The following is a 12,715-nucleotide window of genomic DNA, read 5'->3' as shown; positions in this document are numbered from 1 at the left end:
CGATTCCCCGTCACTTCGGGAAAAGCTCCCGGGTCGTGAGTGGGGTGTGCGTGCGAAGCTTTCAGTACACCGGTGGCATGACGATAGCGCCGGAACAATGGAGACAAAACAATGAGCATGCGATACCGTGCCGTCCTCACCCTCCGCTTGCGACACCGCGCAAGGCTCACGCTGTGCTTCGGCAGCGCGCTTGCGAGCCTGTCCGCAACCGCATGGGCGCAGAGCGCACCTACTGCTGCAGCAGCAACCGCAGCGTCCACACCCGCTGCGTCCGCGGAGACGCAACCCACGCAGCCAACCGCCGAAACCACGCTCGCTCCGATCATCGTCGTCGGCACGACACCGCTGCTCGGCATCGGCACGCCGCTTTCTCAAGTGCCCGCGAATGTGCAGACCGTACACGCGAGCGATCTCGAACGGCAGCATCGCAGCACCCTCACCGACTACTTCGCAAAGAATCTGCCGAGCGTCGACATCTCCGATGCGCAGGGCAACCCGTATCAGATGAACCTCACCTATCGCGGCTTCACCGCGTCGCCGCTGCTCGGCACGCCGCAGGGGCTGTCGGTGTTCGTCGACGGTGTGCGCGTGAACGAACCGTTCGGCGACGTCGTCAACTGGGATCTGATTCCGCAGCAGGCCATCGACACGATCCAGCTGATCCCCGGCTCCAATCCGACCTACGGCCTGAACACACTCGGCGGCGCGATCGCGATCACGACGAAGAACGGCAAGACGAGCCCCGGCGGCGAGGCGGAGATCACCGGCGGCTCGTGGGGCCGCAAGACCGCGCAGATCGAACAGGGCGGCACGATCGGCGATCATCTCGACTACTACTTCACCGGCGACGTCGGCAACGACAACGGCTGGGCCGAGCAGAACGCGAGCCGCGTGCGTCAGGCGTTCGGCAAACTGCGCTACACCGACGCCGACACCACGCTGTCGTTTTCAGCAGGCGGCGCCGAGAACGACCTGCGCGGCGTGCAGACCATTCCGCGCTCGTTCCTCGGCAACCCGAAGCAACCGTACACGTATCCCGACCAGAATGAAAACACCGTCGGCTACGTCACGCTGTCGGGCGATCACTACTTCAACGATCACGTTGAACTGAGCGGCAACGTCTACTACCGGCGCTTTCTGAACACCAACATCAGCAGCAACAACAACACCGACTTCGGCTCGATCGACGACGACGGCAACATCGACACGCTGCAGGCGACCAACGAGAAGTCGTCGGTGGCGACCACCAGCTACGGCGCGAGCCTGCAGCTCACGTTGCTCGGCAAGCTCGGCGGCATGCAGAACCAGCTCGTCGCGGGCGTATCGGCCGACGTCGCGAACTCGCACTACACGGAGTCGTCGCAGGACGCGATGTTCACCGATTCGCGCGCGACGATCGGCATCGGCGACTTCGAGCAGCAGACGGATGCGCGCATGCACAGCGGCAGCTACGGCATCTATCTGGAGGACACGCTGTCGATCACGCCGCAGTGGTCGGTGACGCTCGCCGGGCGCTACAACTGGGCCGACGCATCGATCGGCGACTCGAGTGGCACGCAGCCGCAGCTCGACGGCCACCATACGTTTTCGCGCTTCAACCCGGCGTTCGGCATCAACTGGAACCCGGTGCCGGGCTTCACCGCGTACGCGACGTACAACGAAGGCATGCGTTCGCCGACCGCAATCGAGCTCGCGTGCGCGGACCCGACTGCGCCGTGCTCGCTGCCGAACGACTTCGTCTCCGATCCCGCGCTGAAGCCGGTGATCTCGAAGACCTTCGAAGTGGGCGCGCGCGGCCGCATCGGCCGGTCGACGACGTGGAGCGCAAGCGCCTACAGCACGACGCTCGACGACGACATCGAGTTCATCAGCGCGAACGGCGCATCGAGCTCCGAGGGCTTCTTCCAGAACGTCGGCCGCACGCGCCGGCAAGGGCTCGAACTCGCGGGACACAGCCGCTTCGGACCGGTCGGCGTGACCGCGAGCTACAGCTACGTCGATGCGACCTACCGGTCCTCGTGGACCGAAAGCAGCTCGAGCAATTCGAGCGCCGACGCCAACGGCAACATCACCGTCAAGCCCGGCAATCACATTCCGGGCATTCCGGCGAACACCGTCAAGCTGCGACTCGATTACGACGCGACGTCGAAGTGGACGATCGGCACGAATCTAACGTGGCGCGGCGGCGTCTATGCACAGGGCGACGAGAACAACCAGGACATCAACGGCAAGCTCTCGGGCTACCTGCTGATCGATATGGACACGACGTATCAGGTGACGAAGCAGTTGCAGGTGTTCGCGTCGGTGACGAACCTGCTCGACAAGCGGTATGCGAGCTTCGGCGTGCTCGGGGAGAATTTCTTCAACGGACCGAATCACACATTCGACGGCGCGAACCCGATCAACGAGCAGTTCGTTGGACCGGGGGCGCCGCGCGGGGTGTGGGTGGGGTTGCGGTATGCGTGGAAGTAGCGGCGGCGCGTAGTACGTAGTAGAAAAACGGGCGGCCGGGTTACAGCGGCCGCTGCGATGAAGCGGTGGATGAGGTCGATAACAAAAACAAAACGGGCGGCTGGTGTGAACCAGCCGCCCGTTTCAGCATGCAGTTCAGTGCGATTCGATCGACCCGTCGCTATGCGGATAGGTCACGATCCCCCACGCAAGCGGCAACGAACCGATCTGGCTGATCGGCTGATAGCTCTTCGCATCGAGCACATAGACCGCATCGGAGCGTCCGCACGCGACCATCAGCTTCGCACCGTCCGGCGTAAAGCTGAAGTGCCAGCAGCGCTGCCCGACGGGCACGTCGGCGACATGGTCGTACGTGTGACCATCGAACACCTGAATCGTCTTGTCGCGCGACGCCGCGACGAACAACCGCTTGCCGTGCGGACCGAACGCGACGCCGTACGGCCCGAGTTTGGTATCGACTGTCTTTACGACCTTGAACGTGTGTGCGTCGAGCACGACGAACTTGCTCAGCGATTCGAGCGTGACCACGTAGTCCTTGCCGTCGGGTGAGAGCCGGATGCCGCGCGGCCGTCCGCCCGCAGCGAGCTTCACGGTGCGCAGCGGCGCACCGGTGCGCGCGTGATAGACCGATACCGTGTCGTCGCCTTCGTTGGTGACGAGCATGCTGTTGCCGTCGCGCGAGAATTCGATGCCTTCGGTTTCGTGGCCGCTCGTCACCGAGCGCAGCACGCGCCACGTCTTCATATCGACGATCGCGATTTCGGCGGGCGGCTTGTTCGCATCGTCGTCGTCCGCGCCGGGTTTGCCGCCCGATGCGGCGGACGGCGGACCACCCTCCTCGCCGGGCTCGTACGTCACGTACGCATAGCCGCCGCGTACGCGCACATATTCGGGGTTCTGGCCGATCTTCACGCGCTTGACGACCTCGCCCGACGCAGTATCGATCACCGCGAGATCGCCGGTGTTCTTGTTCGCGACGAGAAGCCGCGTGCCGTCCGCATTCAGGCTGAGGCCGCGCGGACCGTCGGCGCCGTCGGTAAAGGTCTTCGCGAGCGTCATGCTGTCGATATCAATGACGCCGACGCCGGCCTTCTCGCTCGTCACGTACGCGAGCGGCGCGGCGGCCTGGGCCGCGCCCGCCGCGAGCGTCAACGCAGCCAGTGCGAGCGCGCGCAACGAGGATGTAGGGGAAGTGAAACGAAAGCGTGTCTCCAGCATGTTTGGACTCCGTCATGTGATCGGGTGGTTCATTCAAAGTATCCCACCGGAGGATTGTTTGACAACGGACAACAGGCGGGAGAATTTCCCGAATTGCGGTTGAACTTCGCGATATCCCGGGGAAAACGGCGGGTTAGCGGTCCGCTGATGCAGCGATCGCGCACCGTATGCACACAAAGCAGCCCTTATCGCAGCCGAAACAAACTCTGAATTCAAATCGGCGGGACGCTCCGCTATCGTGAAGTCATGACTTCTTCCGGCGTGTTGCGCAACCGCCTCGGCACCTGACACGCTGGACAAGGACCGCGATCATGCAAGCCCTCATCTTCGACGTCGACGGCACGCTCGCCGATACCGAGTCCGCGCATCTGCGGGCGTTCAACGCCGCGTTCGCCGAGGTCGGCCTCGGCTGGTTCTGGGACGAGGCGCTGTACACGCGGCTGCTGAAGGTGGCGGGCGGCAAGGAGCGCCTGCGACATTACTGGCGCGTGGCCGATCTGGACGAAGCCGACGGCGCGAAAGTGCAGGACGTGATCGACGCCGTGCATGCAATCAAGACCCGCCACTACACCGAACGGGTACGCGACGGCGGTTTGCCGCTGCGTCCGGGCATCGCGCGGCTGATCGACGAAGCACGCGATGCCGGCATTCCGGTCGCGATCGCGACGACCACGACACCGGCGAATCTCGACGCATTGCTCGGCGCATCGTTCGGCAGCGCATGGCGCACGCGCTTCGCCGCGGTTTGCGATGCCGGCACCACGCAGATAAAAAAACCTGCCCCCGACGTGTACCACGACGTGCTGCGGCAACTCGGTTTGCGTGGCGCCGACTGCATCGCATTCGAAGATTCCGCGAACGGTCTGGTCGCCGCACGCGCAGCCGGCGTGCCGACCGTTATTACGCCGACTGCGTTCACGTCGCGGGATGGCTTCGATGGTGCGCTGGTGGTGCTGCCGCATCTTGGCGAGCCGGATGCGCCGGTTGAATCGGTTGGCCCGCCGATGCTGGATCAACGTGCGGGCTATGTCGACATTGATACGTTGCGTCGCTGGCATCGGCTGACGCTGCACGAGGCGGTGTGAGATGAATACCGCATTCAAGGCCGTGCTGGTCGATCTCGACGGCACGCTGATCGACACGGCACCCGACATCGTCGAGGCCGCCAGCCGGATGCTGCGCGAGTTCGGCGCCGCTGTGCTGCCGTTCGAGACCGTCAGCGGTTTCATCGGCAAAGGCGTGCCGAATCTCGTGCGACGCACGCTCGAAGCAGCCGGCCTCGCGCAGCGCATCGATTTCGCGAACGCGCTGCATGCGTTCAATCACCACTACGCGCAAACCAATGGACGCATCGGCCGCGTATTCCCCGGCGCGGCATCCGGGCTCGAGTCGTTGCGTCGCCATGGCTACCGGCTCGCGTGCGTGACCAACAAGCCGGAAGCGCTCGCGGCCCCCTTGCTGCTGATGACAGGACTCGCCGGCTATCTGGACGTACTGGTCGCCGGCGATTCGCCTGCCGGCATGAAGCCGGAGCCGGGACCACTCTGGCACGCGTGCCGGTTACTCGACGTCGAAGCGGCGCACAGCACGATGGTCGGCGATTCGCCGGTCGATGTTGCCGCCGCGCGCGCGGCGGGGCTACCGGTGGTGATCGTCCGCTATGGTTATGCGGGGCCGACTGGGGCCGCGATGCTGGATGGCGATGGGTTTGTCGATTCGATCGAGGAGGTGGTGGGGGTGATTGAGGGGTGGCAGCGGGTGGGTGTGGTGCGTTGAGCGCGTCAGTGAACGGGAACGTTGGGGCTGCGTCGACGAAGCGGGCTTCTATGTGCAGGACACAAAACAAAAAGCCCCACAATGCGGGGCTTTTCCACCTGCAACCACAACACCCATCGTCACTTGCACTGAAGCCGCACAACCGGATTGCCCGACGCATCGACCTTCAACGGCGCGCTGGAACACCGCGAAATTCCGTCCGGCAATTTTTTGGAAAGAAGCACCAGCCATTTGCCGTAACTGCATGACGCCCAGTACGAACGTCCAGTGTGATCGCCGGACAGGTCCCACACGACCGTGCCTTTCCCCTCTGCACCTTCGGGCTTCAGATCACCTCTGTCGGCGGGCGGCCCGTCCGTTACGATCAAGCCATCAACCCACAAGCCGTCCGCGCGCTGCGACGCGGACCAACCGTCGGGTGCGCTTTTGACATTCGCCGAGATGGGAGCCTTTGCCGGACACACTAATTCGTAGGCGTGAACAACCGGTACGGTGAACGCGAATACAAGCCATACCGTCAATTTCATCCGTATCGATCCGGCATTCACGCTGTTCCCCTCATTCAGTTCGATGCGATGCGTTGCATTAGCCGTGAAGCCCCTCACCTCACTTCTCCGGCGCCCCACCCACCGAAGTACCGATATCGCCCTTCGCCCCCGCCTCACGCGCAGCACTCCGCCTGCGCCACCCACCCTGCGCAACCGACACCACCGCATAAAACGCCACCGGCGCAAACACGAGCCCGAGCAACGTAGCAGCCAGCACCCCACCAAATACCCCTGTACCAATCGACCGTCGGCTCTCCGCCCCACCGCCACTCGATATCACCAGCGGCACCACGCCAAGCAGAAACGCCGCCGACGTCATCACGATCGGCCGGAAACGCATCCCCGCCGCATCGACGACAGCACGCATCAACGGCACGCCGCGCGAATACAGATCGCGTGCAAACTGCACGACCAGAATCGCGTTCTTCGCGGACAGGCCGATCACGGTAATCATCCCGACCTTGAAGTACACATCGTTAGGCATCCCGCGCAACAGCACCGCCGCGACCGCGCCGATCACGCCGAGCGGCACCACCATCAGCACCGAGAACGGAATCGTCCAGCTTTCGTACAGCGCCGCCAGCGCCATGAACACGGCGAGCAGCGACAGCGCGACGAGCAACGGCGTCTGCCGCGCGGCGACCGTCTCTTCGCGCGCCGCGTCCACCCAGTCGTACGCGACGCCGACCGGCAACGACGCCGCGAGCTTTTCCATCTCGGCCATCGCAGCGCCCGAGCTATAACCCTGCGCCGCGCGTCCGCTGATATCGAGCGACGGGTAGCCGTTGTAGCGGCTGAGCATCACGGGACCGACACTCCAGTGCGCGGACGCGATCTCCGACAGCGGGACCATCGCGCCCGTCTGGTTGATCACGGCGAGGTTCATCAGGTCGGTGACGTTCATCCGGGTCGATGCTTCGCCCTGCACGATCACGCGACGCATCCGGCCCGACGCCGGAAAATCGTCGACGTAGTACGAACCGAAGGTGTTGCCGAGCAGATCGCCCAGCTTCTCGAACGGCACACCGAGTGCATACGCCTTCGCGCGGTCGATATCGAGTTCGATACGCGGTGCATCCGGCAGATCCTCGGAGCGGATCGACGTCAGCACCGGATCGGCCTTCGCCTGCGAGAACAGTTGCGCACGCGCAGCCTTCAGTGCATCGATACCGACGCCGCCACGGTCCTCCAGCCTCAGCACGAAGCCGTCCGAGTGGCCGAGACCGGGCACGGCGGGCGGCAACTGTGCATCGACCTCGCCGTCGAGAATCTTCGCGAACTGCCGGTTCAGCGAATCGCGCAGCGCCATTGCGGTGACGTCGCGTTTGCTCCAGTCCTTCAGTTCGACGAACGCCATCCCGACATTCTGGCCGCTACCCTGAAAGCTCCAGCCGATCACGGTGGTCACGTTCGCAATCGCCGACTCGTGATGCAGGATCTGTTCGACACGCTCCGCGACCGCCAGCGTGCGCGCCTGGTTCGCGCCCGCCGGTAACTGGATCATCACGTGCAGCTGGCCTTCGTCCTCGGCCGGCAGGAAGCCGCCGGGCATCTGCCAGTACAGCACGCCGCAGACGCCGACCAGCACCGCATACACGGCGAGCACGGCACCGACGCGCCGCACGGTGCGCGTCGTGAGCCAGCGGTAGCCGCTCGATGCGTGGTCGAAGCCGTCGGCGAAACGCGTCGCGCAGCGCGCGGCGAAACCGAGTGGTCCGCGTCGTGCGTCGCGCTGCTGCGGCGTCTGCTTCATCGGCTTCAACAGATTCGCGCACAGCGCGGGCGTCAACGACATCGCGAGGAACGACGACACCAGCATCGACGCGATCATCGCGACCGAGAACTGCCGGTAGATCCCGCCGACGCCGCCCGGAAAAAACGCCATCGGGACGAACACGGCGGTAAGCACGACGGTCACGCCGATAATCGCGCCGCTGATCTGCGACATCGCCTTGCGGGTCGCTTCGCGCGGCGGCAGATTGTCCTCGTCCATCACGCGATGCACGCTTTCGACAACGACGATCGCATCGTCGACCAGAATACCGATCGCCAGCACGAGGCCGAACATCGTGAACACGTTGATCGACAGACCGAACGCGTACATCGCGAGAAATGCGCCCATCAGCGTGACCGGAATCACGACGGTCGGCACCAGCGTATAGCGCAGATCGCGCAGGAACAGCCACATCACGCAGAACACCAGCACGACCGCTTCGAGCAGCGTGATCACGACCTCGCGAATCGCAATCTGCACGAAATGCGCGCTGTCGAATGGAATCTCGATCTTGACGCCGGACGGCAGGCTCTTCGACAGTTCGTCGAGCCGCGCGCGAATCGCATTCGACGTTTCGAGCGCGTTGCCGCGCGGTCCCAACTGGATGCCGACGGTCGCCGACGCGTTGCCGTTCAGCCGCGAATAGAACGAGTAATCGCTTCGGCCGACTTCGATCCGTGCGACGTCGCGCAAGCGCACGGACGAGCCGTCGGGTTTCGCCTTCAGCACGATCTGGCCGAACTCCTGCGGCGATACGAGCTGGCCCTTCACGATCACCGACGCGGTGGTCTGCTGGCCCGCGACGAACGGCGCGTTGCCGAGCGAGCCCGCCGTGATCGTCGCGTTCTGCGCGGCGATCGCCGCATTGACGTCGCCGGCGGCGATGTCGTATTCGCGCAGCTTCATCGGATCGAGCCAGATCCGCAGCGCCTGGTCCGCGTCCCAGATTTCGGCCGCACCGACGCCGGGCGCGCGCTTCAGTTCGCGCAGCACGTAGCGGCTCAGGTAATCGCTCAGTTCGACGGAATCGCGGGTGCCATCGGTCGAACGCAGCGCGACCAGCATCAGGAACGTGTTCGCGGCCTTGAAGACGCTGATGCCCCCCTGCACGACCTGTTGCGGCAGACGCGGCTCGACCTGCTTCAGGCGATTCTGGATGTCGACCATCGCGATGTCGGGATTGGTGCCCGGCGAGAAGGTCGCATCGATTTCCAGGTTGCCGAGGCCGTCGCTGGTGGTCTCGTAGTAGAGCATCCCGTCCGCGCCGTCGAGGCTTTCCTCGATCACGCTCGCGACGTTGTTATCCACCCCTTCGGTCGAGGCACCAGGATAGGTGGCCGAGATGATGATTCGCGGCGGGGCGAGACGGGGGTACTGCGCAATCGGCAGTTGCGGAATCGCGAGCGCGCCCGCCACGACGATGGCGAGTGCGACGATCCACGCAAAGACCGGTCGGTCGATGAAAAATGATGGCATGCGCGAACTGAACCTGTGCGGCTCTGGATTAGAGCCCGGATTGGAGCAAACGCCTGTGCATCGGGTCTGTGCAAGGCGTCGGCGAGCACGTTACCACAGAGGTCCGGGGGTTCGTGCCGCTCGAAAAGAATTCGTCTGATTATGTTAGCGATGCTTTACGTCGAAAGAGATCTGCAAGGCGACGGAGCGGGCGTTGGCTGGCCGTCAAACGGACGCCTCGCACTCGTGCCGCAGATGCTCGACGAACGCCTGCTGCAGCGCGGTGCCGAGCCAGTCGCTGCGCACGGTGAAGCCGACCACCCGGCTGGCCTCCGGTGTCTCCAGCTCCAGCGCGACCATCTCGCTGCCCGAGTACGCTTCGCGAATCTGCGAGCGCGACAGCAGCGTGATGCAGTCGCTTTCGACCAGCATCGCCATCATCATCGCGAGCGAACTCGTTTCGACGACCAGCGGCGGCTTAGTCGGCAGACGCGCGAAGATCGAATCGATCACCGCGCGTCGCGGCACGTTGCGCTGCGGGACGACCCAGTCGTAGTCGGCGAGATCGTGTGCGGCAATCGAATGTTTCCGGGCCAGCCGATGGCCTTTGCGTACCGCGACGATGTACGGGTCAGCGAACAGCTCGGTTTCCTGCACGGAGCCGGTGAGCCGTGGTTCGCGCAACCCGCCGACGATGATGTCGATCGCGCCCATCCGCAACTCGCGCAGGAGCCGCGCGTGCGAGCCCTCGTCGACCGTGATGCGTGCGGCGGGATAGCGTGCGCGTAGCCGCTGGATCGCGCGGGCGACGAGGCGCGGCGGCATCAGCGGCAATACGCCGATCGCCACTTTCCCGGTGAGTCGTCCGCGCGCGTATGCGAGTTCTTCGCTGGCCTGCGCGATTTCGTAGAGCGCGAGGCTCAGGCAACGCGCGAATTCGACGCCTGCGGGGTTCGCCGACACGCTGTGCACACGCCGTCGATACAGCGATGCGCCGACGTTCTGCTCGATCTGCCGTGCCGCGCGATGCACGGCAGGCCGAGAAATACCGAGCGCCTGGGCCGCTTCCGCCGCCGACCCCGCGTTCGCAATCGCGATGTGGCAACGCACCTGCGTGTCGGTCAGATGGCGGCAGATTTTCGCGGGGTTCGCTGCGCTTGCCACGCTTGCCGCACTGGAACCGGTGTAGCCGGTCAGGTTCGCGACCGCCCGTTCCATCTGATCGAGCATCCGGCGCACCCGCCGTTGAAGGATTGCCCCCTCCTCCGTCAGTTCGCTGCCGCCGAAACCGCGCTCGAACAGCTTGCCGCCAAAACTCTCTTCCAGCTTGCCGATCGCGAGACTCACCGCGGGCTGCGTGCGCCCCGCGAGCGCCGCAGCCTGGCCGATTCCGCCGGCCTCGCACACCGCGTCGAACAGGAACAGACGCCTCAATCGCGCCTGATCGACTTCCGCTGCTGCCCGCTCGCTGTCAACCATTCAATCTCCGAAACCAGCCCTGTGAAAACCCTTAGCTTAACCAGAATTTATGTCCTGCGGCGCACTTCATATTGAGGACTTCGGCTGCATCGCCCTTACAGTGATGCCCATCCGATCAAAAAGTCTTTCCTCAGGAACAGCATCATGTCCGTCATCATCGACACGCACACTCACGCAATTTCCACTGATACACAGCGTTATCCGCTTGCCCCTGTCGGCGGGCATCAGTCGGAATGGTCGGCGAAGCGGCCCGTCAGCTTCGAAGGGTTGCTTGCGTCGATGGACGCGGCGGGGATCGATCGTGCGGTGGTCGTGCAGGCATCGACGGTTTATGGCAACGACAATAGTTATGTGGTCGAGGCGGTGCGCAACCACCCCGACCGCTTCGCGGGCGTGTTCTCGATCGACGTGCTGGCCGGCGACGCCGTCGCGCAGATGCAGCGCTGGCTCGACGCCGGACTGTCGGGCCTGCGGCTCTTCACGACCGGCAGCACGATGCCCGGCCAGGCCGGTTGGCTCGACGACGAGCGTTCGTTTCCGGTGTGGGAATACGCGCAGCGCCACAAGGTGTCGATCTGTCTGCAGATGACCGCGCAGGGTATTCCCGCGCTGCTGAACATGCTCGCGCGCTTTCCGGACATCCGCGTGCTGCTCGATCACCTCGCGCGTCCCGAACTCGCTGGCGGGCCGCCGTACGAAGCGGCCGCCCCGCTCTTCAGCCTCGCGTCGCATGAAGGGGTGTATCTGAAGCTCACGAATCGCACGATCGCCGAAGCGGCGCGCGGCGCATCGACGCCAGCGGCATTTTTCCCGCGCGTGCTCGACGCGTTCGGTGCCCATCGGATCGCGTGGGGCTCGAACTTCCCGGCCGCCGAAGGCGCGCTGCCGCAACTGCTCGCCGACGCGCGCGAAAGCCTGTCGATGCTGCCCGCCGATGCACGCGATGCGATTTTCGCGGGCACAGCGCGCACGATTTATCCGTCGCTTGCTGCTTGAACAGGAACACTCGATCGTGAATACCGCTGCCCATCCTCTACGCCTGAAAACCGCGCTGAAAACCTATCCGCACACGCGGCCGCTGAAAACAGGCGAACTCACCGACCCTGCGATCGAACTCGTATTCGAGGACGTCGAACCGATTCACCGCGCGTTCGCACCGATGGCGCGTCGGCAGGTGTACGACGTCAGTGAAATGGCGATCGTCACGTATCTGCAGGCGAAAGCGTATGGCAAGCCTGTCGTGCTGTTGCCCGCAGTGGTCGCCGCGCGCTTCCAGCAAGGCTGCATTATTTATAATGCGCGGGCCGGAAAACTCGACGTCGGCAGTCTCGCGGGCAAGAAGGTCGGTGTGCGCGCGTATTCGCAGACCACGGGCATGTGGGTCCGCGCGATTCTCGCGCAAACCTACTGCGTGCCGCTCGAGCAGATCGACTGGGTCACGATCGAAGGCGCGCATCTGGATGAGTATCGCGACCCGTCGTTCGTGCGGCGCGCGGAACCGGGCGCGCAGTTGCTGCCGATGCTGCGCGCGGGCGAACTCGATGCCGCGATCCTCGGCAACGATCTGCCCGACGAACCCGGCCTCGAACCGCTGATCGACGACGCAGCTGCCGCTGACCGTGCGTGGTACGCGCTCCATCGCTATGTTCCGATCAATCACGTCGTCGTGGTGACGAAGGCGCTGGCCGACACGCAGCCGCATGCGGTGCGCGCGGTGTACGACTTGCTGTGTCGTGGCAAGGCAGTCGTCACTGCGGAGAATGCGGGGAAGCCTGACAAGCTGCTGTTCGGTTATGACGCGTTGCGTGGGCCGCTTGAGGAAACTTTGGCGTTCTGTGAGCAGCAGAAATTGTTGCCGCGCAAGCTGAGCGTCGATGAGATTTTCGCGGACAGTGTGGGCGTTTTGGGGGATGCGGGGCGTTGATGCATCGCTCGCTGGCTGATGCGTCAGCCGGACGCGTTTGTCCGTTTCACGAATCACGATTCATGAGCG

The 12,715-nt window shown here is 64.3% G+C and carries 9 protein-coding genes; 5 read left to right on the top strand and 4 right to left on the bottom strand.

Annotation, left to right across the window (positions count from 1 at the left end; all coding sequences use genetic code 11):
* Window positions 1-111 precede the first annotated feature (111 nt).
* The gene (locus E1748_RS19185; RefSeq protein ID WP_133648737.1) at window positions 112-2,472 is read left to right on the top strand and encodes a TonB-dependent receptor; all 2,361 of its coding nucleotides are present in this window, start codon (window positions 112-114) and stop codon (window positions 2,470-2,472) included.
* Window positions 2,473-2,607: 135 nt separating this feature from the next.
* Here the strand turns inward: E1748_RS19185 and E1748_RS19180 are convergent, their stop codons facing one another.
* A complete protein-coding gene (locus E1748_RS19180) occupies window positions 2,608-3,690 on the bottom strand; it encodes a YVTN family beta-propeller repeat protein (RefSeq protein ID WP_133648736.1) in 1,083 nt (360 codons plus the stop codon).
* 311 nt (window positions 3,691-4,001) lie between these two features.
* Between E1748_RS19180 and E1748_RS19175 the strand changes: the two genes are divergently transcribed.
* A complete protein-coding gene (locus tag E1748_RS19175) occupies window positions 4,002-4,775 on the top strand; it encodes an HAD family hydrolase (protein WP_133648735.1) in 774 nt (257 codons plus the stop codon).
* A 1-nt stretch (window position 4,776) separates the two neighbouring features.
* Complete coding sequence (gph, locus tag E1748_RS19170; protein ID WP_133648734.1) at window positions 4,777-5,466, top strand: phosphoglycolate phosphatase; 690 nt, start codon at window positions 4,777-4,779, stop codon at window positions 5,464-5,466.
* Window positions 5,467-5,585: 119 nt separating this feature from the next.
* Here gph and E1748_RS19165 read toward each other — a convergent pair whose 3' ends face one another.
* From E1748_RS19165 to E1748_RS19155, 3 genes are all read right to left on the bottom strand, one after another.
* Entirely contained in the window at window positions 5,586-6,071 is a 486-nt protein-coding gene (locus E1748_RS19165) for an STY0301 family protein (protein ID WP_133648733.1), read from the bottom strand.
* A gap of 1 nt (window position 6,072) precedes the next feature.
* Window positions 6,073-9,264, bottom strand: coding sequence for a multidrug efflux RND transporter permease subunit (locus tag E1748_RS19160; RefSeq protein ID WP_133648732.1), 3,192 nt, complete (start codon window positions 9,262-9,264; stop codon window positions 6,073-6,075).
* Window positions 9,265-9,468: 204 nt separating this feature from the next.
* Window positions 9,469-10,722, bottom strand: coding sequence for a LysR family transcriptional regulator (locus E1748_RS19155; protein ID WP_133648731.1), 1,254 nt, complete (start codon window positions 10,720-10,722; stop codon window positions 9,469-9,471).
* Between the two features lie 144 nt (window positions 10,723-10,866).
* Here E1748_RS19155 and E1748_RS19150 point away from each other — a divergent pair, with 144 nt between their 5' ends.
* Together E1748_RS19150 and E1748_RS19145 are read left to right on the top strand one after the other, a co-directional pair.
* Window positions 10,867-11,718: an amidohydrolase family protein gene (locus tag E1748_RS19150; RefSeq protein WP_133648730.1), complete on the top strand. Its 852-nt coding sequence runs from the start codon at window positions 10,867-10,869 to the stop codon at window positions 11,716-11,718.
* A gap of 16 nt (window positions 11,719-11,734) precedes the next feature.
* Window positions 11,735-12,646: a substrate-binding domain-containing protein gene (locus E1748_RS19145; protein WP_240766689.1), complete on the top strand. Its 912-nt coding sequence runs from the start codon at window positions 11,735-11,737 to the stop codon at window positions 12,644-12,646.
* The last annotated feature ends 69 nt before the right edge of the window (window positions 12,647-12,715 follow it).

The organism is Paraburkholderia flava, assembly GCF_004359985.1.
Taxonomy (GTDB): Bacteria; Pseudomonadota; Gammaproteobacteria; order Burkholderiales; family Burkholderiaceae; genus Paraburkholderia; species Paraburkholderia flava.
This window is presented reverse-complemented; position numbering and strand designations above follow the sequence as displayed.